Below are 25891 nucleotides of genomic sequence, written 5' to 3'. Positions count from 1 at the left end.
CGCCGGTCTCGTGGACGTCCCCAACAGGCGCTTCGACACCGTCCTGATGGGGCTGAACACCTACCGGGCCGTGCTCGACCAGGGGATCGGCAGTCCGTACGCGCACCTGCGGCAGTACGTCGTCTCCAGTTCCCTGGACCGCATCGACGACCCGGCGGTGGAACTGGTGCGCGACCCCGCCGCGCTTGTCCGGGACCTCAAGCGTGAGGACGGGCTGGACGTCTGGCTCTGCGGCGGCGGAGGGCTGGCCGGCTCGCTGCTGATCGAGATCGACGAAATGATCATCAAGAGCTATCCCGTGGTGGCGGGCGCGGGCGCCGCCCTCGTCGACGGCGGCTTCCGTCCCACCGTGTTCACCCCGACCGACCACAGGGCGTTCTCGAACGGAGCCGGTATCACCTGGTACGCGAGGCGGGCCGGCGCGTGACCCTCGGGCGGTTCGATCCCGCGTTCGCGGATCGTGGAGTCCCGGTGGCGATGGAGCAGCGATGGGCGCTGCCCCAGCCCCCGGTCCGGCTGCGGAGGAGATGGAGAGGGCGGGGGAAAGGGTCGTGGGGGCGGGACGGTCGCCGCCGTCATCTCCTCACCGGCCACCACAGGGGATGCCGGCCCTCCAATCGGTCAAGCCGTCATCGTGCGAGCAGGGCGACCAAGCGGGTGAAGAGGTCACCGGACCGTGAGGCCGCTTCTGTGCGGTGTCAGGGGTTCGGCGTCTCGTGCCGGTCGATGTGGTCGCGGAACCAGTCGAGCGCGAAGCGGTGCGAGGCGATGCCGTAGCCGAGCGTCGCGCGCTGGTGGGTGGCGAGGTCGCGGTGCTCCTCGGGGATGTCCAGGGTATGGAGGTGCTTGTCGAGGGCCGACAGCGTGGCGAGGTCGGTCTCGATGCGCGCCGTGATGCGGCGGAGCACCGGTACGCGTTCGACCGGCTCCAGCAGGCCGAGGAAGTAGAGCCTGGACAGCGCCGCGGTCTCCATGTCGGGCCCGGTCAACTCCCCTTTCATCCACGCGCGGAACTCCTGACGGCCGGCGTCGGTCAGGCGGTACACCTTCCGCCCCCGGCCTTCGGCTTCGACGCTGGCGACCTCGATGAACCCCCGCGTGAGCAGGGTGTCCAGTGCGCGTTTGATGCTGCCGGGGCTGGCGCTGTAGAAGAGCGCGACGCCGGCCTCGAATCCTTTGATGAGGTCGTAGAAGGTCTGCGGGGCGATCAGGAGCAGACCGAGGATCACATGGGCCATCGGCAGAGTCTAGGGCATTGACTCTCATAGACATGTCTACTAGACATATCTATGATCACCGGCACCCTCGCCCTCCGTTGACGCGGAGAACCCATGGCGTCTCAGGGCAACGCGCCCGCCTCGACCACGGGTCGATGCCCATGGTCGTGAATGCCGGTCGGCCGCCCCGGCCGATGGAGGGCGTGGTGCCGACGGGTCACGCCGAGAGAACGGAGACAGGGAACATTCACGAGACATCGCGGCTCGCCACCACCCTCGCCCATGACAATCACGTTCCCGACGACGTCGACGTGCGGCTGACGGGCCTGCTGGAGAACCTCGTCGCGCGACGCGACGTACACCACGCCAACCTCGCCGTCGCGAGCGGTGACGGGAAACGGCGCTGGTCCGCCGCCTCCGGCCCCGCCGGTTCCGACGATCACCAACCGCGTCCCGACACCCCGTTCTTCATCGCGAGCGTCACCAAGCGTTTCATCATCACGCTGGTGCTGCAGGCGCACGAGCGCGGCGAGCTCGAACTGGCCGCGCCGATCGGCGCCTACCTGCCGGCGGAGACGATCGCCGGGCTCCATGTCCTCGGGGGGATCGACCGGACGTCCGCGATCACGGTGCGCCACCTCGCGAGTCATACGTCCGGGTTGCCTGATTACTTTGAGAAGCGTCGTGAAGGCCCCAGCCTGTATGAGCGCCTCGCCGCCGGGCATGAGCTGGCCTGGTCCTTCGAGGACGCGATGCGGATCACGCGCGAGCAGCAACGCCCGCACTTCGAGCCGCAGGACCTCACCTCCGCCCGGCAGAAGGCCCGCTACTCCGACACCGGCTTCCAGTTGCTCATCCGCATCGTGGAGACGGTGACCGATCGGTCGTTCGCCGATCTGCTGACCGAACGGATCCTCGGTCCGCTCGGCCTCACGCACACCTGGCTCCCAGGACATCGCCCGCCGGATCCGGCGACCGCGGCGCCCTCACCGCTCTACGCGAAACGGCGCCGCGTGGAACTGACCTCGATGATCGAGTCCTCCAACGACCTGTTCAGCACCACCGGCGATCTCCTCGTCTTTCAGCGGGCGCTGCTCGACGGCGAGCTCTTCGGTGACGCCCGCTCGCTGGAGTCGCTCACCGAGCGGCGCAACCGGCTGCGCAACATTCCCGTCCTCCGATACGGGCTGGGCACCATGTTCTTCACGGTCGGTCGGCTCATGTCATCGGGACGCCGCCCCGTCACGCTCATCGGCCACTCGGGAGTCACCGGGACGTGGCTCTTCCACTGTCCGGAGCTCGACCTGCACCTGGTCGGCACCGTCGACCAGACCAGGGGGCAGGCCGTCCCCTTCCGGTTCATGACTCGGTGCCTGGACGTCTGGCGGACGTGAGGGCGAGGGACGCCGTGCGCGGGGCCGCCGCCGGAGCCGGGCGCAGGACCGGTGCGAGCAGCGTCAGCAGCACCATCACACCGGTGATCATCGCGAACGCGGCGGGATAGGAGACGCCGCCCGCGACCCACCCGGTGACGGCCGGGGCGGTCAGCCCCGACAGGTACGTGATCGTCGCGATGCCCGCCACTCCTTCCCCCGGGGTCGGCCCGATGTTGCCCGCCGCTGTGAACACCAGAGGGACGATCACCGCGATGCCCAGCCCGAGCAGGGCGAATCCGGCGAAGCCGAGCAAGGGCATGCGGGCCGTGACGACGATGACGCCGCCCACGGCCGCCATGGCCCCACCCGCTCTGACGACCGTCACGGGCCCGAACCGGCCGATGACCCGGTCACCGGCCAGCCGGGCGCCCGCCATGCAGAGCATGAAGGTCATGTAGCCGGCGGCGGCCACTCCCGGGCCGGCGGCGGTGACCTCGGTGAGGTAGACGGCGGCCCAGTTCGAGCTCGCGCCCTCGGCGAACGTGCCGCAGAACCCGACGAGGCCGATGGCCAGGATCGCGCGCGAGGGCAGAGCGAAGCGCCGTGGCGCGGGCACGCCGGCGGTCGAGCCGTCGGGCATCAGGTCGCGCCCGGCTACGGCGCCCAGACCGAGCAGCACGAGCGCGATCGCCCCGAGGTGGAGCCTGGCGTCGACCTCCGCCTGTGCGGCCAGAGCCCCGATGCCGCCTCCGGCCAGGCTGCCCACGCACCACAGGCCGTGCAGCCCGGAGATGATGGAGCGTCCCAGATGCCGTTCGAGCACCACGGCGTGGGCGTTCATCACCACGTCGCACATGCCCGCCGCCGTGCCGTACAGCAGGAACGCGACGAACAGCCAGGCGGGAGCAGGGGCGAGGGCGGGCAGGGCGAGGGCGGCGCACCACAGCGCGAGCAGGACCCGGGTGGCGGCGCGTCCGCCGAAGCGGTAGGCCAGGCGACTGGCCAGCGGCATGCCGACGAAGGCGCCGATCGACGGGCAGAGCAGCGCGAGACCGAGGGTGCCGGGGCCGAGGTGCAGGTGGTCCTGGATCCACGGAACGCGGGTGGCCAGGCTGCCCGCGACGGCGCCGTGCGCGGCGAACACGGCGGCTATGGCGCGATGGTGACTCATGGCCCGGAAACTATCAGGCAGGCTTCCTGATGAAAAGAGATATCAGGCAGGCTCCCTGATTAATATGGGGGACGTGAAGACCGCGACCCCGGCCATGGCCCGCGCCATCAACGATCGGCTCGCCCTGGACCTGCTGCTTGAGCGCGGGCCGCTGACCGCTCCCCAGCTCCGCACGCTGACCGGGCTGTCCAGGCCCACCGTGTCCGATCTGATCGAGCGGCTCAGGGACGGCGGGCTCATCGAGGTGACCGGCGAGAGCGGCGAGGACCGCCGGGGCCCCAACGCGCGCCTGTACGGCATCGTGGCGAACCGCGCCCACGTGGCGGGGGTGGACGTGCGCCGCAGTGCCATCGAGGTCACGATCGCCGACATCACCGGGCGGGCGGTCGGCTCGGCCGTACGGGAGATCCCCGGAGCGGACGGGCCGCAGGACCTCGCGGGCCTCATGGGGGGCGCGGTCAGGGAGGCCGCCGCGGGCCGCGTGCTCGACACGGTCGTCATCGGCGCGCCCGGCCTGGTGGACCCCCGGCACGGCGAACTGGTGTCGGAGAACGTGCCCGGGTGGCGGCCGGGCCTGATCGCCTCGGTACGGCAGAGCCTGGGCGTGCCGGTGATCCTGGAGAACGAGGTGAACCTCGCCGCCGTCGCCGAGCTCCGCACGGGCGCGGCGACGGGGCACGAGGACTTCGTCCTGCTCTGGCTGGACGAGGGCGTCGGCGCGGCGGTCGTGCTCGGCGGCCGGCTGCGCCGCGGCGTGTCGGGCGGCGCGGGCGAGATCGGCCTCCTGGAGGTGAACGGCACGTCGTTCTGCGACCAGACGGAGGCCGAGGCCGCGCGGGGCCTCGGCCGCGCGGAGCTGGCCGCGCGGATCGCCAAGGGCGCCTTCGCCCTCGTCGCGATCCTGGACCCCGGGCTCGTCGTCCTCGGCGGTACGACGGGCCGGGCGGGCGGCGACGCGCTCGCCGCGCTGGTGGCCGAGCGCGTGGGCGGGCTCTCCCCCGCTCCCGCCGAGATCCGCGCCAGCACGGTGGTGGGCAACGCGGTGCTTCAGGGAGCCGTCCTGACGGCCCTCGACCTGGCCCGCGACAACGCCTTCGGTTAGGGCGTGTGGCGTGGATCCGTCAGGCGGAGGGCCGGCGGAGGCGCGGTGAGAGGGAGCGCGCGCGAGCGGCGAGCAGAGAACCGCTCCGTCACCGGTTTCCGCGGTTCCTTTCCCACTCCTCCTTCAGCTTGAGGAACTCGGATTCGGAGCCGGCGAACTTCGTGACGCCCTTCTTCGGGTCGGTCGTCACGAACCACAGCCAGGAGCCGGCGGCCGGCTTCAGCGCGGCCTTGATGGCGTCGGCGCCCGGGTTGCCGATGGGACCGGGCGGCAGTCCGGGGCGCATGTAGGTGTTGTACGGCGACCGGCTCCGGAGATCCTTGTTCGAGGCGGTGATGCCGTACTTGTTCAGGCCGTACATGAGCGTGCTGTCCATCTCCAGCTTCCTCGCGGGCTTGAGGTCCAGCCGGTTGTAGACGACCCGCGCGATCTTGGGCATGTCACGATTGGTGCCCGACTCGGCCTGGACGATGCTGGCGATGGTCAAGATCTCCAGTGGCGTACGGCCGGCACGCCTGGCGCCGTCCACCAGGTCGAGGTCCTCGGCGGTTCGGTTGAAGCGGGCCACCATCGCGGCGAGGATCTCGGCCGGGCTCGACGTGGGCGAGACCTCGTAGGTCGCGGGAAAGGCGAATCCCTCCAGCCTGCCCTTGGCGTAGGCCGGAAGGCCGAGCGCCCCGCCGTGCTTGGCGGCCTGCTCGAACTCCTTCACCGGCCTGCCGGTGACGTTCGACAGTCGCTTGAAGACATCCGTGAGCCGCAGCCCTTCCTTCACGGTCAAACGGTTCCGCAGGACCTCGACGGGCACCTCGCCGGAACCCTGCCCGACGGGGGGCTCGGAGACCGTCATCCGAGAGGACAGCCCTCCGACGACGAGGGTGGATCCGACCGCCATCACGGTGACGGCCGCCGCCGCTGCCAGGGCGAGGCCGCGGCGCCGGGATCGGCCCCCGCCGACCTGGAGGAACCGGCCCGGCGGAGGTGGCCGCTCCTCACGGGCCATGTCGGAAAGGGTCTCGCGCAGCAGGTCTTCGATGTTCATCTGAACTCCCTCACGGTGCTCAGTTCAGGGGCGACCTTCCTCAGGCGCTCCAGCGAGCGGTAGATCTGACTGCGGACCGACCCCACCCCGATCCCGAGCATCCGCGCGATCTCGGTCTCGGACAGGTCCTCGAAGTAGCGCAGCACGAGCATGGTCCGCTGCCGGGGTGTCAGCTGGGCGAGAGCCGTACGCATCACCAGGCGAAGGTCCGCGACGTCGGCGTGCCCTTCTCCGGCCTGGTCGGGCAGCCGTTCGGTGGCCACCTCGGCGACCCGGGAACGGCGCCGCCACCAGCTCACCTGCTCGTGGTACATGACGCGGCGGACGTATCCCTCGACGGCCGCCGGATCGCGAAGGCCGCGCCATTTCGCGGAGGTCCGCGCCAGTGCCGACTGCACCAGGTCCTCGGCGGCGTGCCGGTCACCGGTCATCAAGTACGCGGTATGGAACAGCGCACCCGACCGATCGACGACGAACTTCTGGAAGTCCGCCTCACATCCTGGATCCACATGTCCTCCTCGCTGTGTCACCAAGCAAGGACGCGGGCAGGGCGCCGATCTATGCCGGCGGGACCGAACCGGTCCTTCACCACGGCGTGCGGCCGGCGCCCCCGGAAATCGATCGACGCCACGGGGACGGGGATGACAGGGTGTTCTCCGTGTTCGAGGCGAATGAGGTTCTGAGGGTGCTGGCGCTGTTGCGTCAGGCCGGGTGCGAGGTCTGGATCGCCGGTGGATGGGGCGTCGACGCCCTGGTGGGCGAGGTGACCCGCGAGCATCGCGATCTCGACCTGGTGCACCGTGTCGAGCAGGAGCCGCTGCTGATCGGAACGCTGGAGGCGGCCGGGTTCGGCGAGCGGCCCGACGCCCAGCCGGGTCGGCCGGTCCGCTTCGTCATGGCCGACCCCGGTGGGCACGAGCTGGATCTGCACCCGCTGCTGTTCGGCCCGGACGGCTCGGCCGTCCAGCACGCCGACACGCGAGGCGGCACCTTCTCCTATCCCGCCGACGCCTTCGTCACGGGCGTGATCGGGGGCGTTCGGGTGCCCTGCCTGTCGGTCACCCAGCAGATCCACTTCCATCAGGGATACGACCCCGCCGACCGGGACCGGCATGACATGGCCCGGCTCCGCGAGGCGTTCGGGGTCACCACCCACTTCTGACCCGTCCGGTACACGGTATCCGGCGGGCCTGAACCGGCTGCCGAGGACGGCACGAACGAACGATCTAGGCGGCTGTGCCGGGCTATCGTGGCGTTCATGCGTTTTGGGGTGCTGGGGCCGCTCGCGGTATGGACCGCCGACGGCGAACCGGTCACGGTCCCCGGGCTGAAGGTCCGGGCATTGCTGGCAGACCTGCTCATCCACGAAGGACGGCCGGTGTCGGCCGACCGCCTGGTCGACGACCTGTGGGGTGAGGAGTCCCCGGCCAACCCCACGGGCGCGTTGCAGGTCAGGATCTCGCAGTTGCGGCGCGCGCTGGAGGAGGCCGAGCGGGGTGGCCGGGATCTGGTCGTGTCCCGCCGGCCGGGGTATCTCCTTCAGGCGGACGCCGAGGCGGTGGACGCCTGGCGGTTCACGGCGCTGGTCGCGCGGGCTCAGGAAATCGACGACCCGCGAGCCAGAGCGACCCTGCTGTCCGACGCGCTGGCGTTGTGGCGAGGAGCGGCGTTCGCCGACTTCGCCGACGAGGAGTTCACCCGAGCGGCGATCACCCGGCTGGAGGAGCAACGGTTCCTCGCCCTGGAGCAGCAGGCCGAGGCGCGGCTGGAGCTGGGGGAGCACAGTCTCCTGGCCGGTGAGCTCGGCGACCTGGTGGCACGGTATCCGCTCAGGGAGCGGCTGCGCGCCGCGCACATGCGTGCCCTCTATCTCGCCGGACGGCAGAGCGAGGCGCTGGCCGGTTACGGCGAGCTGCGGGATCGGCTGGCCGAGGAACTGGGTCTGGATCCCGGCTCCGGCCTGGTGGCACTCCATCAGGCGATCCTGAGGCAGGACCCGGTCCTGGACGCCGTACCCGCACCGGCCGCCCCGGCGGCACGGCCCCGGACGAACCTTCCCGCGCCGCTCACCGGCCTGATCGGCCGCGACGAAGCGGTCGCCGAGGTGTGTTCCCTGCTGGAGGCGGGCCGGCTGGTGACGCTCACCGGATCCGGCGGGGTGGGCAAGACGCGGCTGGCGGTGGAGACGGCCAGGCGACTGGCCGGCACCTTCGCCGACGGGGCGTGGCTGGTCGAACTGGCCGCGCTCGATCGGCCGTCCGGTCAGGAGGCGGCGAGGTCCCGGCTGGCCGAGATGGTCATGGCGGTCCTGGACGTCCAGGACACCGCGGGCTCGGGAGAGCAGCTGACCTCGACGGAGCGGCTCACCGGTGCGCTGCGTCCCCGGGAGCTGCTGCTGGTGCTGGACAACTGCGAGCATGTGGTCGATCAGGTCGCCGAGCTGGCGGAGCTGCTGTTGCGTGCCGTTCCCGGCCTGCGGATCCTGGCGACCAGCCAGGAACAGCTCGCCCTGGCCGGTGAGGTGGTCTGGAGTGTCCCGCCGTTGGAGGTGCCCGGCCGCGCGGCCGACACGGACCTCACGCTGCTGGAGCAGTCCAGCGCGGTACGGCTGTTCGTCGCGCGGGCGGCGGCCGCGGCGCAGGCGTTCACCCTCGACGCGGACACCGCTCCGGCGGTCGCGGTGCTGTGCCGACGGCTGGACGGGATCCCGCTGGCGCTGGAACTGGCGGCGACCAGGGTGCGCGCGCTGGGCGTCCACGGGCTGGTGACCCGGCTCGACGACCGGTTCAGGCTGCTGGCCACCGGGCACCGGGGCGCCCCGCCGCGCCAGCAGACCCTGATGGCGATGATCGACTGGAGCTGGGAGCTGCTGACCGGGACCGAGCGCGTCGTGCTGCGCCGGTTGGCCGTCCACGCGGACGGCTGCACCCTGGAGGCCGCGGAGGCCGTCTGCGCCGGAGACGACGTGGGAGTCCCGGAGGTGCTGGACACGCTGGCCCGCCTGGTGGACCGCTCCCTGGTCGTGGTGGTGCACGACGCCCAGGGCCCCCGGTACCGGCTGCTGGAGTCGGTGGCGGCCTACTGCGTCGAGCGCATGCAGGAGGCGGGTGAGTTCGAGCGGGTACGGCGACGGCACCACCACTACTACACCGGCATCGTGGAGAAGGCCGAGCCACACCTGTACGGCTCCGGCCAGCGGCAGTGGCTGCGGCGCCTCGACGCCGAGGCCGCCAACATACGCGGCGCCCTCGACAGCATGGTGCGCGACGGAGACCGCGACCGCGCGCTGCGGCTCGTCAACGCGATGGCCTGGTACTGGTTCCTGCGCGGACGCCTCACCGAGGCCCGGCGATCCCTGGAGGCGGCGCTGGCCGTCACCGGTGAGGCGTCCGCCGCCGTCCGGGCCAGAGCCATGGCCTGGCAGGTCGGCATCGCGCTCCTGCAGGGCGACGCCACCGACCGGCCGGCCCGCCGCCGGGAGGTGCTGCGGTTGTACGAGGAGGCCGACGACCCGGGAGGGCAGGCCAGGGCCGAGTGGTTCCTGTCCTACGCCGGAATCGACCTCGGTGATCTGACAGCGGGAGAGGACCTGCAGAACCGGGCGCTGGCGGCCTTCCACGCTCTCGGTGACCGGTGGGGGGTGGCCGCGACCCTCTGCGTCCGGGCCAAACTCGCGCACATCCGGGGAGACCTGGTCACGCTCGAACGTGACAGTGAGCAGAGCGCGAAGCTGTTCGGCGAGCTCGGTGACCGCTGGGGACAGTTGGAGGCCGGCGGGTGGGTCGGCGCTCTGGCCGAGATGACCGGTGACTACGAACGGGCTTACCGGGTGCAACAGGACGGCCTGCACATGGCCGAGGAGCTCGGGCTGTGGGCGGAGGTCGCAGGGCGGCTGGCCTGGCTCGGCTGGATCTCGCTGCAGCGCGGCGACTACGAGCGGGCGCGGCGGTTCTGCGAGCGGGCGTCGAGGCTGGCCACCGAGCAGAGCCACCGGCCCGGACAGATCTTCGCCGAGATGGGACTCGCCTTCGCCGCGCGCAAGGACGGCCGGCTCGATCTCGCCGAGACCCATCTGCGCAACCTGCTGGAACAGGCCCCGTGGCAGGACACCGGGGAGGTTCCGCCCCCGCACCTTCCCATGATCATGACCGAGCTCGGCCTCGTCACCGAGCGGCGCGGCGATGTGGAGGCGGCTCTGGCCCTGCACCTGCGGGCGGTCGACCTCGCGACCAGGTTCGACAGCGCCCGGGAGATGACGGGCGCCCTGGAGGGTCTGGCCGGCGTGCTGGTCCTCACCGGAGACCCCGCCCGCGCCGCCCTGCTCCTGGGCGCGGCGGCCGCGGCCCGGGTGTCGAGTGGACTGCCGCTCACACCCGCCGAACGCGGCGACATCGACCGGATCGCCGCGAGCGCGCGCGACGCACTGGGCGAGAAGGGCTTCGCCGTCGAATTCGAACACGGGGGCGGGCTGACGATCGAGGGGGTTCGTTCCGTCGTCGTCCGGTAGGGACGGCCTCCGCGCCTTACCGGGCTCACGGGCGGCGGCGTCACCGGACTCGCGGGCGGCGGGGACGTCGGACTCGCGGGCGGCGGGGATGCGGGACTCGCGGGCGGTGGGGACGTCGGACTCGCGGGCGGTGGGGCCGCCGGGTTCGCGGGCCTGCTCCCGGACGGGTGACCTTCCGGAGTGTTCCGAGAGTGATTTCCTTGATGTTCGCGGCTCGAAGGGGGCGCGAACCTTTCGAAGGGGGCCGCGAGGCGTGGAGGGGCCCCGGAAAGCAGGACACGGTTCGATGCCGGCAGGCCAGAGACGGAGGCGGTGATGGGATCCAGCAGGCCGTCCGTCACCGAGCGGGCCCTGAGCATCCTGGGCGCCTTCTCCCCCGGCCGGACCGCGATGTCGCTGGCGGAGATCAGCCGGCAGACCGGGCTGCCGCCCGCCACCGCGCACCGGCTGCTGGGCGAGCTCACCCGGTGGGGCGCGCTGGAGAGGGACGACGAAGGCGTCTACCGGGTCGGCCTGCGGCTCTGGGAGGTCGGGGCGCTGGCGCCTCGCGGCCTGGGCCTGCGGGAGGCCGCGATGCCGTTCCTCGAAGACCTCTACGAGGCGACCCATGAGAATGTCCAGCTCGCGGTGCTGGACGGGCTCGAAGTCCTTTACGTCGAGCGGATCGCGGGCCGGGACGCGGTGCACGTCTTCACCCAGATCGGCCTTCGGTTCCCCGCCCACGCGACCGGCGTCGGCCTCGCCCTGCTCGCCCACGCGCACCCGGACGTGCAAGAACGCGCGATCGCCGGGCCCCTGAGGCGGTTCACGCCCAAGACGCTCTGCTCGGGCGGGCAGCTCCGCCGGGTGCTGGCGGGGATTCGCAGGACCGGGGTGGCCATCAGCGACGGTCAGGTGGAGCTGCAGGCGCTGTCGGTCGCCGCGCCCGTCTTCGGACCGGCGGACACCGCGGTGGCGGCCGTGTCCATCGTCGTTCCGGCCGACGGCTTCGACTGGCGGGTGCTGGTCCCGGCCGTCAGGGCCAGTGCCCGAGGCATCTCCCGCGCGCTCGGCGCGCCCCGGGCACTGCGGTCACCCGATTCGGCGATCCACAACGGCGACTGAATTCGATCTTCCATCAGACGGAATCGCCATGGCGGTCCTTCCGGAGCGTGCGCGAAAGTCATGCCACGTCCGAGGATGGAGCTCTCATGGTTTTCCCCCGCAACCAGTGGTACGTCGCCGCCTACGGTGAAGAGGTCGGCGAGGAGCTGCTCGCCCGTACGATCTGCGGCGAGCCGATCGTCTTCTACCGGACCGGGGCCGGGGACGCCGTCGCCCTGGCCGACCGTTGCGTGCACCGCCGTTTCCCGCTCTCGGAGGGCCACCGGGACGGTGACCGGCTGGTGTGCGGCTACCACGGCTTCACGTACGAGCCCGACGGGAGGTGCGTGGCCGTTCCCGCGCAGACCCGGATTCCGCGTACGGCACGCGTCCCCGTCTATCCGGTGGTCGAACAGGACTCCCTGGTGTGGGTGTGGATCGGCGACGGCGACGCGGACCCGGCGGCGATTCCTCGCGCCCCGTGGCTCGACGCCGAGGGCTGGGTCGTCGTCCGCGGGATGGAGCCGCTGGAGGCCCGGTACGAGCTGCTCGTCGACAACCTGATGGACCTGTCGCACGAGACCTACCTGCACGGCGGCTACATCGGGACCCCGGAGGTGGCGGAGACCCCGATCACGACCTCGGTCGACGAGGAGGCCGGCGTCGTCAGGGTCAGCCGCCGGATGAAGGACGTCGAATGCCCGCCCTTCTACGCGAACTCCACCGGCATCAAGGGCCGGATCGACCGCTGGCAGGACATCGAGTACCAGCCGCCGTGCCTCTACCTCCTGCACAGCCGCATCGCCCCCGCCGGCCTCGAACCCGCACCGGACGGTGACGACAGCGCCGCCTTCCACGCGGAGATCGTGTACGGGATCACCCCGTCGACCGAGACCACGACCTTCGACTTCTGGATGGTCGCCCGGGACTTCGCCCTCGACGATCCGGAGGTGACGACCTACCTCGCGGAGAGCAACCGCACCGTGGTCATGCAGGACGTGGTCGCCCTCAACCTCCTCGAAAAGGTCATCGCCACCGAGCCCGAGGGCTATCAGGAACTCAGCATCAACATCGACACCGGCGGGCTCGCGGCGCGGCGGCTGCTCCAGCGGATGACGGACGAATCGTGACGAGTGCCCTGCTGCAGGTCGTCTGGTCACCCGGATCCGACCACCTGACCGGGGTCTGCCACTGCGGGGCCGAATACCGCGCCGACGGCCCGGTGGAGGTCTGGCAGTGGCTGCTGGCCCATCCCGATCACGAGGCGAGCATCGAAGCGGGAATCGATTGAACATCGAGACGAAGGTCGTCGTGGCGGGCAAGGACCTGATCGCCGACGGCGTGGTGAGCCTGACCCTGCGAGCGGCCGGCGGTGAGCCGCTTCCCCGCTGGCAGCCCGGCGCCCACATCGATCTGCTGCTCGGCGACACCGGTCTCGTCCGGCAGTACTCGCTGTGCGGCGACCCGGCCGACACGACGGTCTGGCGGGTGGCGGTGCTCCGCGAGCCGGACGGCCGTGGCGGTTCCGCGTGGGTTCACGACCGGCTCGACGTGGGAACGGAGATGTCGGCGCGAGGTCCTCGCAACCACTTCCCGTTCACCGGGGGGCAGCGCTGCCTGTTCATCGCCGGGGGCATCGGGATCACCCCGCTCCTGCCCATGGTGGAGGCCGCCGACCGGGCGGGGACGGAGTGGCGGCTGATCTACGGCGGACGGAGCCGCGCGTCCATGGCCTTCCTCGGCGAACTCGCCCGGTACGGCGACCGGGTGACCGTACGGCCGCAGGACGAGACCGGCCTGCTCGACCTCGACGATCTCTTCCGGGAGCCGCACGAGCTGGTCTACTCCTGCGGGCCGGAGCCGCTGCTCGCCGCCGTGGAGGAGCGTTGCACAGGGGGAACGCTGCGCGTCGAGCGATTCACCCCCACATCGATCGAGGGTCCGGAGACGGCCTTCGAGGTGGAGCTCGCACAGAGCGGGCTCACCGTCAGCGTGCCGCCGGGCACCTCCGTCCTGGACGCGGTGACGGCCGCCGGAGTGCAGGTCCTGTCCTCCTGCGGGGAGGGCACGTGCGGAACCTGCGAGACCGTCGTGCTCGACGGGGTGCCCGAACACCGTGACTCGATCCTCACCGAGGAGGAGCGGGAGGCGGCCGACTACATGATGATCTGCGTCTCGCGGAGCAGGACCCCCCGCCTCGTCCTGGAGCTGTGAACGGACCGGTCCGGAGACCGGCCGATCGTGAGGGGCGGGCGGGGGTGACCCCGGGTCACCGGGAGGGGCGCGGGTGGAGGCCTCCGATCGAGGTGATCAGGAGGACTTCGCCCGCCGCTCCGGGAGACACTCCGGCCCCACAGTCCCCGTGCGCCGCGGTCGCCTCACTCGTGACGCCGCCGGGGTGAAGGGGCCGTCCCGCCGTGACGGTCGAGGTCCGCGTGAGCGCCCGCGTCGTTCGCCGACGATGACCGGGCCTCGGAGCGGGCCCATGACTCGCTCTGATCGGGGCCGTCCCGCACGGAGTCGTGCGGTGCGGCACCGGTCGAGGAGCGGTGCAGGAGCATCCGCAGGCGAACGCGGGACCTCCCCGCGATCTGCTGGATGGTGAACTCGTCGCACAGCTGGCTCATCAACCACAGGCCGAAACCTCGTACGGTGCCCGTGGGACGCTGCCGGGGGATGTGCCGGGAGGCCAGATGGCCTGCGGCGTCGGTGACATCCACGGTCAGGTAGGTCTCGTCCTGCGAGATGCTCAGCGTGCCGGCGCCGCCACCGTGTTCCAGGACGTTGATGACCGCCTCGTTGACGGCGAGAAGCAGATCGTCCAGCCGTTCGCCCCGGATGCCGGCCTGAGTCGCGCGTTGGAGGAGACGCTCGCGCAGAGCGGTGAGATCCTCGTCGATCGGCCACTGCTGGCCGTGGTCGCCGGTCACGACACCCCCCTTGACGTCGCCTTGTCTGGCCGTCACCGGGGGGCGAGCCGACTCGCTCCAGAATCAGGGCGTTGCTGACGAGTTACACGATGCTAGACACCTGCCCGCTCGATGCCAACTTACGACGACCCAGGCCACCGGATATTCATTCGGTGGCGTTCGCGGTGAGCTTCGGGGGCTGAGCGGGGAGGGAGAGAGACGAACGGTCCTGAAATCTTGCGCTTATTCGTGAGGCGCCGTCCGTCATCCGTGAGGTCAGGTCACGCACGACGTCCACGGTGAGAACCGGCGGGTCTCACGATGATGACTGGCGGGTGCGGAAAGCCTCGACGGCGTCGGTGACGGTGGGCTGGATGCCGAAGACGGGAGCGAGTCCGGTCAGGTGGAAAAGCTTCTGCAGGCGGGGTTGCAGGCCGGTCAGGGCGATGTTGCCACCACGGTCCAAAGTGATCTTGCGAATGGCGAGGAAGACCTGGATTCCGGTGGAATCGCAGAAGCTCAGCTCGGTCAGATCCAGGACGAGATCGCGAGGCTCCGGTCCGATCGCCTCCTGAAGGTCATGCTGGAGCCGCTCGGCGTTGGTGTAGTCGAGTTCGCCGGCCAGGGCCAGGAGGGACACGTTCTCCCACCCCGGGGTGGTCTTTTCCATGGGGACGTCGGACACGGTGGTCACAAGGACGGCAGCGCTCACAGGTGTACCTCTACAAATGGTTGAGGGCAGGAGCCGGTACAGAGGTGCTATCGGATGGGCCCGGACCAAAGACGATGAGCACCCGTCCGATCACGGCTGTTTCGGGGTCGGCCGACTCGACGCCGGCCGCTCGTGGCGGGGACGGCGGCGGTCGCGTGTGCGGGGAGGGGGTGACGGGCACCTGAGCATGTCGGGAGGAGGCGAAGGACTCTTGAGCGTGCCGCGATGAATCCGCGTGCCGCCCCGGGCGCTGCTTGTCCCGCTCGGTCCGCTCACGCGGCCGCGGATCGGCGCCGGTGTGATGACGCTCAGCTTACGATCACCCAAATCCCTGTCCGGAGGTTTTCACGTTACCTCTGAGGAGTGGTCGATCGTTCTCCTACCAGATGACGCGCTGCTCACACCTGTCATGAGAAGATCCGTCCAGCCGCACATGTCGATGATTCGCAGGGTATGCGGCTTCAGGAAACTGACGATGAGCCTTCGATCACCGGCCAGACCGGACGTCGTCTCGATCAGCACCCGCAGACCGCCCACGTCGATGAAGCCCACGTCACCGAGGTCGGCGTACAGGTCACCGCTGGTCTGCTCCGCGACCACGGCCAGTGCCCGGACCAGGACGGGGCGGGTCGTGGCGTCGATGTCCCCCTCACAGCGCACACCGGCCGACGGCCCGGTGAAAAAAATGCGTAGCGAACCGTTGCCGACCCCATCGACCACCGCGATCACCTTCTCGGCGCGCATGGAACCCAGTCACCCTGCTGCCCGGCCGATGTGGCCCTGCCGGATGATCGCCACGACGTACCGATGCCGACATCGGAACCTGGCCTCATCATCCAACGCGGCGGCGGCTTCTGACAGGCCGCCGTCCGTGTGCTACGTCACCCGATGTTCTTCATGTTCCCGTAAAGAGTGATCTGGAAGCGACAAGCGACACGCTTTCTCCCACACCTCGGCGCCGGCGGGTTCTTCCGTGATCACCTCGGCGCCGGCCGACGAGTTCTCCCACGTCGCGTCCCCCCACCGGTGAGTTTCCCCACATCGCGCCCCCTGCCGGTGAGTCTCCCCGCGGCTCGTCCCCGGACGCCGGGGCCCATGGGAATGAATCCCGCGGGGGATCGGCTGATCGAGGTGTCGCCGCCCGGCGGCTCGATCAAGGAGGCCCCATGCAGATCGACGTCACGCTCTCCCCCGGCGGCGATTTCTTCGAGGCGGAGGTGGACGGCAAGCACGCGGGACGGCTGGATCTCATCCGCCGCGGCACCGTCATCGTCTACCCCCACACCGAGGTCGACCCGGAGTTCGAGGGCAAAGGGGTGGGCGGTGAGCTCGTCCGCGCGGCGCTGGACGCGGCCCGCGCGGAGGGGGCGAAGGTCGTGCCGAGCTGCTGGTTCGTGAAGGGCTGGATCGAGCGCCACCCTGACTACGCCGACCTCGTCGAAGGCCGCTGACGGATCTCCGTTCTTCCTCCCGGCGAGGGGATCGGCCGGCTCGGGGGGGATCGTGAATCGAGACGCGACGCTCTGACCCGGCCTTGAAGGCGGGCCTGACGAGAGCCGCCTCAGCCGTTTCCATGACTGATACCGACCGGGTCTGACCCATTTGGCGTCCCGCGTGGTCGGCCCGGGGCGACGAACGGGCTGGTCGCGGCGGCGCCGGGATACGGGTGGCCGTTGACGCTCGTCGATCGGCGCCCCCCGCGGGGGCGGAGCGGCCCGATACTGGGGTTATCTTGAGAACGAGAACGGTTTCGAGGCCGGACTCGCGGCGGTCGTGAGCATCTGGGCGCGATCCGTACGGCATGATGATGACAATCAGCCGGTTGGCGGAGATTGGCCATGTCGGCTCGTCGCGCGGATCGGATCATGGCCCGGTCCCTTGCTAGGCTGCAGGGAACCGTTGGAACCGGGCGTTGTCTCACCCCGGCAGGTGAGACCGTCGAGAAGTGGGGTCACACCGTGAAGAAGTTGCTCGTTCTGACGCTCGTCGCCCTCGGGGGGCTGCTGGTCTGGCGCAGGGTGCAGACTCACCGCGCCGAGCTTGACCTGTGGACTGAGGCCACCGGTAGCGAGAACTGATCAACGCGGCTACCGATTTGGGTGCTTTTATGGTCCTTGCTCACGATGGGGAAATAGCCCCCATCAGGCTCGCCTGTCTGGATCTGGCAGGCACCACGATCGGTGATATCGCCATGGTCGAACGGGCGTTCGCCGAGGCGATCGCCACGCAGGGCATCGTGCCCGGGACCGGTGCGTACGCACGTGCCATGGTGCATGTGCACCGGTCCCGGGGCTGCCCCAAGATCGAGGTGTTCCGGGGCATCTTCCCGGACAACGAGGCCCAGGCGCAGGCGGCCAATCTGACTTTCGAGCGCTCCTACGAGGGCGCCATCGGACGCGCGGGCCTGGTCCCCATGCCCGGCGTCGTCGAGACGCTGGAGAAGCTTCGCGGCGGCGGCGTCAAGGTCTGCCTCATCACCGGCTTCAGCCGGGTCACGCTCAGTCGGGTGCTGAGCGCCCTGAGCTGGTCCGACAAGGTCGATCTCGCCCTGTGCCCGGAAGACGCGGGCCGAGGCCGCCCCATGCCCGACATGGTTCTCACCGCGGTTCTGCGCCTCGGCATCGAGGACGTCCGTCACGTCGCGGTGGCCGGTGACTCCGAGAGTGACATGCTCTGCGGACGCCGTTCCGGCGCGTCGGTGGTCGCCGGGATCATGACCGGAGTCCACAGCAAGGAACGCCTCCTCAAGGGCGGTGCCACTCACATCCTGGACTCCATCGCGGATCTTCCCTCGCTCCTGCTGGGCGGTGTGCACGTGGAAACACCCGTGGGCGCCTCCGCCGGCTGAGGCCGCTTCATTCCCCGGTGTCACGTCCGGGGTGTGACGCGTATGAGGCGTCAGGATGACGCCGCGTGACGTCCGACTCCGGTAAGCCCGTCGATCCCGCGTCCTTGCCCGAAGTCCCGTTCGCCCTCCCCGGGCCGCTGCGCACTCCCGTGGCCCGGGAGCGTTTCCACGTCATCGCCGACCTCTGTGCAGACTGACATCCATGCGCCGGACGGGACGGGGATACCCGTACCGACGGGATCCGCGATCAGCGATGCCGAACCCATCCACGCCATCGAATCGCGGCAAACCAATCGAAGAGGATGGGAAAAGGGTCCGTCCGGCCGAGGTCCGGGCCCTGGGGCGCCGAGCAGCGGGTCTTGAGTGGCGTAGAGGTGGGTCCTGTTGCTACGGTGTACGACTGAAGCAGGTCGTGTGGGGCATCGCCCCAGGCCAACGACTTGATCTCGGGGCCTTAGCTCAGTTGGCAGAGCGCCTGCTTTGCAAGCAGGATGTCAGGAGTTCGAATCTCCTAGGCTCCACTCCTTCTCGGACACGAAAAAGCCCAGGTCAGACATGTTGTCGTAACCTAGGTTTTGATCTTCATTTGGGCTTCTTCCGCTCCCGTGCCCGTTGCGTGCCCGATCCCTTCGCCAGGGCCCCACGGGCGAGATCGTCAAGTTTCCGGGTCCCTCCCGCTGCCGCTCGTCGGTCAAGCGGCGGCGCGCCGCGCCGCCGTACGCCCCACGCCGGCGTCCCCGCACCGCGCTGCGGCCTAATGAGAGCTACCGGGTCAGCTTCGAGCTTCGGGCAGACTCGGTAACGGTAGCCGTCGACAGGTGAGCACTCGTGCGGCCGGAACCCTTTCGGGGAGTTCTACCCCCAGATCGTGCCCCTGTCGGTGGTCGGGAGAGTTGATCGCTGATGGGATGTCGTGCCAGGCAGTCGGCCTTGAGCACTAGATCATTAGGTTGCTGATAGTTCTCCCGCGAGCTGCTGAACGAGGTTGCCGTCAATGGCTGGGAGGAACTGAGGTGCTGTTCGTTGGAGATGACTGGGCCGAGGAACACCATGACATCGAGCTGCAAGATGAGACGGGACGACGGCTGGGCAAGGCGCGGATGGAGGAGGGCGTTGCCGGGATCGCGAAACTGCATGAGCTGATCGGCCGACATGTGACCGAGGGCGCCGCGGCCGATCAGGTGGTGATCGGCATTGAGACCGATCGAGGTCCGTGGGTGCAGGCGTTGATCGCGGCGGGCTACCAGGTGTATGCGGTGAATCCGTTGTCGGTGGCACGTTACCGCGAGCGGCACAGCGTGTCGGGGGCCAAGAGCGATGCCGCGGACGCGCGCACCCTGGCCGACATGGTGCGAACCGATCGGCATCAGCATCGGGTGATCGCCGGTGATACTCCTCAGGGGGAGGTGATCAAGGTGGTGGCCCGGGCGCATAAGACGCTGGTCTGGGAGCGCACCCGTCACGTGCAGCGGCTACGCCATGCGTTGCGCGAGTACTTCCCCGCGGCTCTGGCCGCCTTCGATGATCTGACCAGGGCCGACACGTTGGAGTTGCTGGCAATGGCACCAGATCCGGCTTCGGCGGCCGAACTGACCCTTGAGCAGATCAGCGCGGCGCTCCGGCGAGCCCGGCGGCGTCACGTGGCCGACAAGGCCTCGGCGATTCAGGTGGCTCTGCAGGCGCCTCATCTGGGCCAGTCTGAGGTCGTCAGCGCCGCATACGCCGCCTCGGTACGCGCTCAAGCAGCGATCCTGGCTACCTTGAACGAGCAGATCAAGGTCATGGAAGGTCAGGTTGAGGCGCATTTTGGCCGGCACCCGGACGCTGAGATCTACCTCAGCCAACCCGGCCTGGCACACCTCCTCGGTGCCCGGGTGCTGGGTGAGTTCGGCGACGACCCCAACCGCTACGACAACGCCAAATCCCGCAGGAACTATGCCGGTACCAGCCCGATCACCAGGGCTTCGGGCAAGAAGAAAGTGGTGCTGGCACGCTTTGTGCACAACGACCGGCTCATTGATGCCCTGGGCGCTCAGGCATTCGCCGCATTGAGCGCCTCACCTGGCGCCCGCGCCTACTACGACGAGCTGCGAGCCCGCGAGGTAGCTCATCACGCGGCTCTGCGCCAACTCGCCAACCGGCTGGTGGGAATCCTCCACGGATGCCTGAAAACAGGCACCAAATACAACGAAGCAACCGCCTGGGCACATCGCACGGGAAGCGAACCCCGGCAGAAAACGAAGAAGACATCTGAGACCGCAGCTTGACATCTAAGCGCATGGGATGTCTGGGGGCCGGTCACGGCGCGGGCGCCGCGGGGCCATCGCCGTAGCGCGGCCCCGCCATTCCAACGTCACCCACCGACTCCAGCGGCACCCCGTCGCTAGGTCGCCCCCTCTGCCGACCGCTATGTGGCCCGTTACAGATACTTCGGATCGACGCAAGCCGCTCTGCTCCAATTGAACACCTGGTTCCCAAGAAGGCGCTCCTGGCGATTAACGGGTCTATCAGCGACTATGTCAGCCTCTATGCCATGCACATCAGATCCGGCACCAAAGACGATGCCGAGCACATCGCAGAGCTCCACACCCGTAGCTGGCTGACTGCCTATGCCGGGATCATGCCCGCCAGCTACTTGAAGGGGCCCCTGCTCGACGAGCGCAAGGCAATGTGGAGCACCCGGCTCGCCACCGTCGCCTCGGAACCGGATCACACTCGCTGCTTGCTCGTTGCCGCCGATGGCAACGCCCTCCTGGGGTTTGCCTATCTCGCCGTCGGAACCGACGGGCGCATCTTGCTCGACAACCTGCACGTCCAGCCGGAGCGTAAGCAGTCCGGCATCGGCAGCCAACTCATGTACCACGTTTTTGGCTGGGCCTCCGAGCAACACCCTGGCAAGACGGTCCATCTGGAGGTGTTGCGCGATAACGCCGCCGCGATCACCTTCTACCGGCGTCTCGGCGGCCATCCCACCAAAGAGTTCATGGAACGCTTCCCCGCAGGATTCGAACTACCCGTCGTCGAGTACACATGGGGTCCTGACGTCGTTCGAATCCTTGCCGACAACCGTTCCACTGCCGATCGGCTTGTGTCCTAGTGGCCTACGGCGGGGCAGTCCGGCCCCGGGATGATCGCCGCGCCGGGGTTGAGGTCCGTAAGTGGCTAAGGTGGAAGACTGATCATCCCGACCACCATCGACCCGGGACAAGCCGAGCAGACCAGGGCCACAAGATGAGGCCGAACCGTACGGCGACGCGATCGAGGTGACAGCATAGAAGCCTGGAGGTTTCATGAGCGTTGATTTCACATCCGTCTACACGCAGTTGGCCGGGCTGTGCGAGAAGTACGGCATTGCCGAGTTGGACGTTTTCGGCTCAGTTGCCCGTGGCGAGGATGACGCTGAGAGCGACATCGATCTCCTCTATGTGTTAAAGCCAGGCAACAACATCGGGATTGAGTTCTTCGGTTTCCAGGAGGAGCTGGAAGACCTGCTCGGACGCAAGGTCGATGTGGTTTCCAAGGAAGGTCTCCACTGGGTCATCCGCGATCAGGTCCTCAAGGATGCCCAGGTGTTGTATGCAGCGTGAGGGCCTGTATCTGGTGGACATCGTGGAAGCCGCCAGGAAGATCGCCTCCTACCTCGAAGGTGTCTCACCCGAGGCATGGGCTGATGACTCGATGCGCCGCGATGCGGTCATATGGCAACTGTCCATCATCGGCGAGGCCGTCGGAGGAATCTCGGAGGAGACCCGAGCTTCCACCCCTGAGATTCCGTGGAAGCTGATCAGAGGGCTGCGCAACAACGTGGTCCACCGATACTTCAGCGTCGACTGGAAGATTGTGCACAGCGCCGCCACGGTCAATGTTCCCGAGTTGGAGCGGCAAGTACGAGATCTGCTTCAGCATGCCTATCCGGACCTCTTCAAACGCCTGGAGCAAGAGGAGGCTCGCATCGCCGCCGGCCCTCCAGGCGAGGTGAACGAGGAGCCCCCAACTGCTTCGGATCTTTAGCTGATCTCTCTGCGTACAGCAGTGAAGTACAGCAACGGGACCACACATCATCTCTCCCTGCCATCCGGTATCACACGCCTGAGCACGGCGAAGAGCCTCCCAAGTGGTGACCGGCTCCCGTTTGCAAGCAGGATGTCAGGAGTTCGAATCTCCTAGGCTCCACCACCATCAGCCCAGATCAGAGCGCCGCTCGGCCTGGGCTTCGTGCTGCTGGGGGCGACTTGGGAGTCGTGCAGCACAAGTCCAGCCTGTCGCTGTGCTGTTTCGCGCCCTGCTCGCTTGGGGCAGCGAGAGCTGCTCATGCTGCATCGGCCACACGCGTGTGGACCCCCTGATCCGGGGAGCGCTGTCGGCGCCCGAGCAGGCTAGGAACATCTTCGAATTACAGGCGACAATGGACAAAAATGCCAGACGGGTCGGTCGGCATGTGGCGGCTAATCGACGCACGACCGTGGCTGACCATCTTCCACCTGCCTGCTTGCGCCCGGAGCGCAACCCGGTCGAGGGCATGTGGGCGCACATGAAGAGAATGGATGACCCGGATGCACACCAAGACATGACGGGTTTTTCAGGATGAAATTCCCTCAGTGCGGTCGATGAGCAGCTGGACGCCGTCGAGGACGCGGTCAAGGCCGAAGTCGAGAGGGTCGATTGCCGCCGGGGCGAACATGCCCTCGGCAATGGCGTCGGTCAGGGCTGGGAAGCGGTCGGTGTGGCGGTCGAGTAGCTCGCCGGTCAGGCGGCCCCATTCGCGGTCGTGGTCGGCGTCGAAGTCGGCCTGTTGCTGACTGAGGTTGCGCACCTGCCCGATGATCAAGAGGAAGACCTGGTGACGCTGGGCGGCCGTCAGGCCGGTCGGCTTCAGGGCGGCGAGCGCTGCGTCCAGCCAGCCGAGTTGGGCCGGGCCCATGACCTGACGGCGCATCGCGGTGGCCACGAGTAGCCATGGATGAGCCTGGTAGACGGCCCACAGCCGGTGGGCCCATTCGGTGGTCCGGGACCGCCAGCCGGGGCCCGCGGCAGACAGGTCGGGCCGCTCGGCCAGGACGGCTTCGACCATCAGCTCGACGAGTTCGGCCTTCCCGGGCACGTAGCGGTACAGGGCCATCGCCGAGACGCCGAACTCGGCGGCGACCTTGGTCATCGAGGCGGCCTCCAGGCCTTCGGCGTCGGCGAGGGCCACCGCGGTCTCGGCGATGAGGTGGGGGGTGAGGCTGGGTTTGGGGCCGCGGGTGGGCTGCTCCTGCTCGCCCCACAGCAGCGCGACGCTCGTGCGCAGGTCGCGCGCCTTCTCCTTGGTGCCGTCGGCCTTGTTGTTCTTGCGGGTGGTTCTGGCCATGGCGGTCCTTGCGTCGGTAGCTGTCGTGCGGGGAGCGGTTGACACCCTCCGCTAACTGTATATACCTTAAATCTCACCATTTAACGTATAAACAGTTTAAGGAGCAAACAGATGCTCGGCACCATCATTGCCGCCGCCGCCGCGCCCGCCGCCGGACTGCTGGGCCACCGGCAACTCAAACGCGCCGCCCACGCCAAGCGGCTGCGCATCACCACCCCGAACGGCATCGACGAGTCCGGCTTCGTCCGCATCGGCGGCATCGACCAGTGGATCTCGATCCGCGGCGATGACCTGTGCAACCCGGTGATCCTGGAGATCCACGGCGGCCCCGGCGCCTCCAACCTCGTCTTCGCTCCGCGCACCCGCGACTGGGAGCGGCACTTCACGATCGTGCGCTGGGACATGCGCGGCGCAGGCAAGACCTTCGGGCGCACCGGCCAGGACGGGCAGGGCGAGATGAGCCTCAAACGGCTGCACCGCGACGCCGTCGAGGTCACCCAGCACGTCCGCGCCCGGCTCGCCGTTGAGAAGGTCCTCCTGGTCGCCAACTCCTTCGGCTCCTTCCTCGGGTTGCGCCTGGCCCGCAGCCACCCCGAGCTGTACTCCGCCTACGTGGGCACCGACCAGAACATCAACGCCGGCGGCCGCGACCACACGGCCTACCACGCGCTGGCCGACCGGCTCGACAAGACGGGCAAGTACAAGGAACTGACCGCCCTCACCGCCATGGGCACCGACAAGTCCGCCTGGGACCTCAAGCAGTGGTCGCACTACAACAAGCTCCTCATCACCTCCGACCTGCTGACCTTCAACACCATGAAGACCGTGGTAGTCAGCTCGCTGTGGTCCTCGCCCCTGCACACCCTGCGCGAACTGCGCACCTACATGCAGGGCCAGACCTTCTCCGAGCGCGTCGCACCCGAATCCACCACGATCGACGAGTGGGCCGAGGGCACCGTGTTCCAGATCCCGTTCTTCGTCTTCCAGGGTGAGCATGACGTGTTCACCCCGTCCGAGTCGGCCAGGCGGTTCTTCGACGACGTCACCGCCCCGGTCAAGGACTTCGCGCTCATCGAGGACGCGAGCCACTTCGCGGCCCTCCGCCACCCCGATCGCTTCCTCGACCTGATGCTCACCAAGGTTCGCCCGTTGATCACCAGGGAGCTGATCAGCTTGTGAGCGGAGCGGGAAGGACGCCGGGCTCCCAGCGGCGGGTCGTCGCAGCTCAGGAGTCCCGGGCCATGGCCTCAGCCATCAGCTACGAGTGCGGTTGATCCCCAGCCGCTGAAGGGCCTTGCGTGTCTCCTTCGAGGAGACCTCGCTGTAGATGTTCATCGTGACGGCGATCTGGCTGTGACGAAGGAGGCCGCACCGCCGCCTTTCGGTCGCTCCAGCCGCAGCCGCAGTGTGCGTGACCCTCAAGGGTGAGGGCTTCATCTACGGCTCGCCCCCGACTGCGCAGCCAGGTGTTACGCCGCAGCACATCACTTCATTTTCGCGTGTTCGCGTGACTGGATTCCCGAGCCGTCCCATCGGAAGTCTGTAGGCTCTATGAGCAGGGAGAGGAGATTCCAGCATGACCGCACAGCCGCAGGACTTCGTGCCCCCTGGCTCACCGATGCCTGAGAAGAGCCTGCGGGCCATCCGCTCCGTCCTGGTCGTGCCGCAGGACCGCGAAGCGTTCGACGCGGGGCTCAAGGCAGTGCTCGATGAGGTTCGAGTGAGTTTGGACCTCGGTGCGCTGAACGCCTTTGTGCACCGCTGGTGGATCTCCGCGTGTGACTCGGTGCGGGACCCAGAGGGACGTCGCCGAATGCATGCCAGAGCCGAGCAGGTCCTTGCCGGTGAACCGGTCTCCCCGGGAAGGCCGTGGCGTGAGGTTCTCGGCGCTCGCGGGGTCGACCTGTAGGTGTACCGGATCACACTCGACGCTCTCGCCGAAGAGCAGATCGCGGCGATCCCTGTGGAAGCGTTGCGTCCACTCGCCGAACTGCTCACCCTGCTGGAAGTCGCGCCGTGGAGCGGTCAGCCGTACAACCCGGCCAACCCCAAGGCCAATATGCTTACTCACGCGTTCGGCGAGCGAGGGCTCGCGACATACGTGGTCCTGGACGAGCGACGTGAGGTGTACCTCGTCCGTGTTGAGTGGCCATGATCCTGCGTAGTACGACGGTGGTGCGCCTGGGCTTCGTGCTGCTGGGAGGAATTCGGGAGGCGTACAGCAGCGAAGTACAGCAACGTCAACGTGCCGGAGCTGCCGCTGAACCGGCTCCGACGGCCATACGCGACCCGGTGATCATTCCCGGTCACAGCACTGGAGACCTTCAAAGGCGAGGGTCAGATGACCTCACCCCTGCGTGAGCCGGCAGTCCGTCGCTGGGTATTACGCCCGGGGCGTGAGGCATCCCGATGGCGGCGGGCTGACCGCGCAGCGGCGATTACGCCGCGAGCAGGTACGGATGCGGGCGGCGGACCGGTTCGCCGAGGGCGCCAGTGACGCGCAGATGGTGGCCGAGTTCCGGGTGTCACGGATGTCGGCCCATCGGTGGCTTCGGGCACTGGAGGTAGGCGGGC

The 25891-nt window shown here is 68.7% G+C and carries 28 protein-coding genes, 1 tRNA gene and 1 pseudogene; 22 read left to right on the top strand and 8 right to left on the bottom strand.

Annotated features, from left to right (window positions below; genetic code table 11):
- Window positions 1-10: 10 nt before the first annotated feature.
- Window positions 11-427, top strand: coding sequence for a dihydrofolate reductase family protein (locus J2853_RS34855; RefSeq protein WP_307564957.1), 417 nt, complete (start codon window positions 11-13; stop codon window positions 425-427).
- A gap of 271 nt (window positions 428-698) precedes the next feature.
- Here the strand turns inward: J2853_RS34855 and J2853_RS34850 are convergent, their stop codons facing one another.
- Window positions 699-1238 (bottom strand): PadR family transcriptional regulator, encoded by a 540-nt coding sequence (locus J2853_RS34850; RefSeq protein WP_307564956.1) that lies wholly within the window; start codon window positions 1236-1238, stop codon window positions 699-701.
- 185 nt (window positions 1239-1423) lie between these two features.
- On the opposite strand from J2853_RS34850, the gene J2853_RS34845 reads away from it, so the two are divergent.
- A complete protein-coding gene (locus tag J2853_RS34845) occupies window positions 1424-2611 on the top strand; it encodes a serine hydrolase domain-containing protein (protein WP_307564955.1) in 1188 nt (395 codons plus the stop codon).
- On the opposite strand, the gene J2853_RS34840 is transcribed toward J2853_RS34845, so the two are convergent.
- Window positions 2577-3764, bottom strand: a complete 1188-nt coding sequence (locus tag J2853_RS34840) for an MFS transporter (RefSeq protein WP_307564954.1) — start codon at window positions 3762-3764, stop codon at window positions 2577-2579. The two genes, J2853_RS34845 and J2853_RS34840, sit on opposite strands and share 35 nt — an antisense overlap.
- Before the next feature lie 73 nt (window positions 3765-3837).
- Between J2853_RS34840 and J2853_RS34835 the strand changes: the two genes are divergently transcribed.
- Window positions 3838-4866, top strand: coding sequence for an ROK family transcriptional regulator (locus J2853_RS34835; RefSeq protein ID WP_307564953.1), 1029 nt, complete (start codon window positions 3838-3840; stop codon window positions 4864-4866).
- 88 nt (window positions 4867-4954) lie between these two features.
- Here J2853_RS34835 and mltG read toward each other — a convergent pair whose 3' ends face one another.
- Together mltG and J2853_RS34825 are read right to left on the bottom strand one after the other, a co-directional pair.
- Window positions 4955-5908, bottom strand: a complete 954-nt coding sequence (gene mltG, locus J2853_RS34830) for an endolytic transglycosylase MltG (protein ID WP_307564952.1) — start codon at window positions 5906-5908, stop codon at window positions 4955-4957.
- Complete coding sequence (locus tag J2853_RS34825; RefSeq protein ID WP_307564951.1) at window positions 5905-6417, bottom strand: SigE family RNA polymerase sigma factor; 513 nt, start codon at window positions 6415-6417, stop codon at window positions 5905-5907. The genes mltG and J2853_RS34825 overlap by 4 nt, the downstream gene beginning before the upstream one ends.
- A 149-nt stretch (window positions 6418-6566) precedes the next feature.
- On the opposite strand from J2853_RS34825, the gene J2853_RS34820 reads away from it, so the two are divergent.
- The 6 genes from J2853_RS34820 (at window position 6567) to J2853_RS34795 (ending at window position 13712) form a co-directional block, all read left to right on the top strand.
- Window positions 6567-7070, top strand: coding sequence for a nucleotidyltransferase domain-containing protein (locus tag J2853_RS34820; protein WP_307564950.1), 504 nt, complete (start codon window positions 6567-6569; stop codon window positions 7068-7070).
- A 96-nt stretch (window positions 7071-7166) separates the two neighbouring features.
- Window positions 7167-10415 (top strand): AfsR/SARP family transcriptional regulator, encoded by a 3249-nt coding sequence (locus tag J2853_RS34815; protein WP_307564949.1) that lies wholly within the window; start codon window positions 7167-7169, stop codon window positions 10413-10415.
- Window positions 10416-10730: 315 nt separating this feature from the next.
- Window positions 10731-11519, top strand: a complete 789-nt coding sequence (locus J2853_RS34810; RefSeq protein ID WP_307564948.1) for an IclR family transcriptional regulator — start codon at window positions 10731-10733, stop codon at window positions 11517-11519.
- An 86-nt stretch (window positions 11520-11605) separates the two neighbouring features.
- The gene (locus tag J2853_RS34805; RefSeq protein WP_307564947.1) at window positions 11606-12628 is read left to right on the top strand and encodes an aromatic ring-hydroxylating dioxygenase subunit alpha; all 1023 of its coding nucleotides are present in this window, start codon (window positions 11606-11608) and stop codon (window positions 12626-12628) included.
- Window positions 12625-12789 (top strand): hypothetical protein, encoded by a 165-nt coding sequence (locus J2853_RS34800; protein WP_307564946.1) that lies wholly within the window; start codon window positions 12625-12627, stop codon window positions 12787-12789. Before J2853_RS34805 ends, J2853_RS34800 begins: the two co-directional genes overlap by 4 nt.
- Window positions 12786-13712, top strand: a complete 927-nt coding sequence (locus J2853_RS34795) for a PDR/VanB family oxidoreductase (RefSeq protein ID WP_307564945.1) — start codon at window positions 12786-12788, stop codon at window positions 13710-13712. Before J2853_RS34800 ends, J2853_RS34795 begins: the two co-directional genes overlap by 4 nt.
- A gap of 164 nt (window positions 13713-13876) precedes the next feature.
- Here J2853_RS34795 and J2853_RS34790 read toward each other — a convergent pair whose 3' ends face one another.
- The 3 genes from J2853_RS34790 to J2853_RS34780 form a co-directional block, all read right to left on the bottom strand.
- A complete protein-coding gene (locus tag J2853_RS34790; protein WP_307564944.1) occupies window positions 13877-14428 on the bottom strand; it encodes an ATP-binding protein in 552 nt (183 codons plus the stop codon).
- Between the two features lie 295 nt (window positions 14429-14723).
- On the bottom strand, window positions 14724-15119 hold the full coding sequence (locus tag J2853_RS34785; RefSeq protein WP_307564943.1) for an STAS domain-containing protein: 396 nt from the start codon (window positions 15117-15119) through the stop codon (window positions 14724-14726).
- Window positions 15120-15464: 345 nt separating this feature from the next.
- Window positions 15465-15863, bottom strand: coding sequence for an STAS domain-containing protein (locus J2853_RS34780; protein ID WP_307564942.1), 399 nt, complete (start codon window positions 15861-15863; stop codon window positions 15465-15467).
- Window positions 15864-16285: 422 nt separating this feature from the next.
- On the opposite strand from J2853_RS34780, the gene J2853_RS34775 reads away from it, so the two are divergent.
- The 9 genes from J2853_RS34775 to J2853_RS34735 all read left to right on the top strand — a co-directional run bounded on the left by J2853_RS34775 (window position 16286) and on the right by J2853_RS34735 (window position 21978).
- Complete coding sequence (locus J2853_RS34775; protein WP_307564941.1) at window positions 16286-16570, top strand: GNAT family N-acetyltransferase; 285 nt, start codon at window positions 16286-16288, stop codon at window positions 16568-16570.
- A gap of 507 nt (window positions 16571-17077) precedes the next feature.
- Complete coding sequence (locus J2853_RS34770) at window positions 17078-17197, top strand: DLW-39 family protein (protein ID WP_307564940.1); 120 nt, start codon at window positions 17078-17080, stop codon at window positions 17195-17197.
- Window positions 17198-17226: 29 nt separating this feature from the next.
- Entirely contained in the window at window positions 17227-17967 is a 741-nt protein-coding gene (locus tag J2853_RS34765; protein WP_307564939.1) for an HAD-IA family hydrolase, read from the top strand.
- Between the two features lie 65 nt (window positions 17968-18032).
- Window positions 18033-18164 carry a hypothetical protein gene (locus tag J2853_RS34760; RefSeq protein ID WP_307564938.1) on the top strand — a complete coding sequence of 44 codons (132 nt, stop codon included), beginning with the start codon at window positions 18033-18035 and terminating at the stop codon, window positions 18162-18164.
- A gap of 251 nt (window positions 18165-18415) precedes the next feature.
- A tRNA-Ala gene (locus J2853_RS34755) sits at window positions 18416-18488 on the top strand.
- A gap of 492 nt (window positions 18489-18980) precedes the next feature.
- Window positions 18981-20234 (top strand): IS110 family RNA-guided transposase, encoded by a 1254-nt coding sequence (locus J2853_RS34750; protein ID WP_307564937.1) that lies wholly within the window; start codon window positions 18981-18983, stop codon window positions 20232-20234.
- A gap of 266 nt (window positions 20235-20500) precedes the next feature.
- Entirely contained in the window at window positions 20501-21064 is a 564-nt protein-coding gene (locus J2853_RS34745) for a GNAT family N-acetyltransferase (protein WP_307564936.1), read from the top strand.
- A gap of 193 nt (window positions 21065-21257) precedes the next feature.
- Window positions 21258-21554, top strand: a complete 297-nt coding sequence (locus J2853_RS34740) for a nucleotidyltransferase family protein (protein ID WP_307564935.1) — start codon at window positions 21258-21260, stop codon at window positions 21552-21554.
- Window positions 21544-21978, top strand: a complete 435-nt coding sequence (locus tag J2853_RS34735) for a HepT-like ribonuclease domain-containing protein (RefSeq protein WP_307564934.1) — start codon at window positions 21544-21546, stop codon at window positions 21976-21978. Before J2853_RS34740 ends, J2853_RS34735 begins: the two co-directional genes overlap by 11 nt.
- 568 nt (window positions 21979-22546) lie before the next feature.
- On the opposite strand, the gene J2853_RS34730 is transcribed toward J2853_RS34735, so the two are convergent.
- Complete coding sequence (locus J2853_RS34730) at window positions 22547-23317, bottom strand: TetR/AcrR family transcriptional regulator (RefSeq protein ID WP_307564933.1); 771 nt, start codon at window positions 23315-23317, stop codon at window positions 22547-22549.
- Between the two features lie 111 nt (window positions 23318-23428).
- On the opposite strand from J2853_RS34730, the gene J2853_RS34725 reads away from it, so the two are divergent.
- The 4 genes and pseudogenes from J2853_RS34725 to J2853_RS48035 form a co-directional block, all read left to right on the top strand.
- Window positions 23429-24496: an alpha/beta fold hydrolase gene (locus J2853_RS34725; protein WP_307564932.1), complete on the top strand. Its 1068-nt coding sequence runs from the start codon at window positions 23429-23431 to the stop codon at window positions 24494-24496.
- Window positions 24497-24893: 397 nt separating this feature from the next.
- Window positions 24894-25226, top strand: coding sequence for a DUF6247 family protein (locus J2853_RS34720; protein ID WP_307564930.1), 333 nt, complete (start codon window positions 24894-24896; stop codon window positions 25224-25226).
- Window positions 25227-25472 (top strand): hypothetical protein, encoded by a 246-nt coding sequence (locus tag J2853_RS34715; RefSeq protein WP_307564928.1) that lies wholly within the window; start codon window positions 25227-25229, stop codon window positions 25470-25472. It abuts the gene before it with no gap.
- Between the two features lie 202 nt (window positions 25473-25674).
- Window positions 25675-25890: pseudogene (locus J2853_RS48035) on the top strand (helix-turn-helix domain-containing protein); the annotation flags it as partial.
- Window position 25891: the final 1 nt, after the last annotated feature.

The sequence above is a fragment of the Streptosporangium lutulentum genome (assembly GCF_030811455.1).
Classification (GTDB): Bacteria; Actinomycetota; Actinomycetes; order Streptosporangiales; family Streptosporangiaceae; genus Streptosporangium; species Streptosporangium lutulentum.
Note: the sequence above shows the minus strand (reverse complement) of the source record. Positions and strands in the feature narration are given on the sequence as shown.

What these genes read in the sequence shown, in the direction of transcription:
- J2853_RS34745 (WP_307564936.1), top strand. Translation starts at nt 20,501, where the DNA reads ATGCACATCAGATCCGGCACCAAAGACGATGCCGAGCACATCGCAGAG.
- J2853_RS34725 (WP_307564932.1), top strand. Translation starts at nt 23,429, where the DNA reads ATGCTCGGCACCATCATTGCCGCCGCCGCCGCGCCCGCCGCCGGACTG.
- J2853_RS34850 (WP_307564956.1), bottom strand. Translation starts at nt 1,238, where the DNA reads ATGGCCCATGTGATCCTCGGTCTGCTCCTGATCGCCCCGCAGACCTTC.
- mltG (WP_307564952.1), bottom strand. Translation starts at nt 5,908, where the DNA reads ATGAACATCGAAGACCTGCTGCGCGAGACCCTTTCCGACATGGCCCGT.
- J2853_RS34730 (WP_307564933.1), bottom strand. Translation starts at nt 23,317, where the DNA reads ATGGCCAGAACCACCCGCAAGAACAACAAGGCCGACGGCACCAAGGAG.
- J2853_RS34740 (WP_307564935.1), top strand. Translation starts at nt 21,258, where the DNA reads ATGAGCGTTGATTTCACATCCGTCTACACGCAGTTGGCCGGGCTGTGC.
- J2853_RS34805 (WP_307564947.1), top strand. Translation starts at nt 11,606, where the DNA reads ATGGTTTTCCCCCGCAACCAGTGGTACGTCGCCGCCTACGGTGAAGAG.
- J2853_RS34780 (WP_307564942.1), bottom strand. Translation starts at nt 15,863, where the DNA reads ATGCGCGCCGAGAAGGTGATCGCGGTGGTCGATGGGGTCGGCAACGGT.
- J2853_RS34840 (WP_307564954.1), bottom strand. Translation starts at nt 3,764, where the DNA reads ATGAGTCACCATCGCGCCATAGCCGCCGTGTTCGCCGCGCACGGCGCC.
- J2853_RS34775 (WP_307564941.1), top strand. Translation starts at nt 16,286, where the DNA reads ATGCAGATCGACGTCACGCTCTCCCCCGGCGGCGATTTCTTCGAGGCG.
- J2853_RS34735 (WP_307564934.1), top strand. Translation starts at nt 21,544, where the DNA reads ATGCAGCGTGAGGGCCTGTATCTGGTGGACATCGTGGAAGCCGCCAGG.
- J2853_RS34810 (WP_307564948.1), top strand. Translation starts at nt 10,731, where the DNA reads ATGGGATCCAGCAGGCCGTCCGTCACCGAGCGGGCCCTGAGCATCCTG.
- J2853_RS34720 (WP_307564930.1), top strand. Translation starts at nt 24,894, where the DNA reads ATGACCGCACAGCCGCAGGACTTCGTGCCCCCTGGCTCACCGATGCCT.
- J2853_RS34815 (WP_307564949.1), top strand. Translation starts at nt 7,167, where the DNA reads ATGCGTTTTGGGGTGCTGGGGCCGCTCGCGGTATGGACCGCCGACGGC.
- J2853_RS34765 (WP_307564939.1), top strand. Translation starts at nt 17,227, where the DNA reads ATGGTCCTTGCTCACGATGGGGAAATAGCCCCCATCAGGCTCGCCTGT.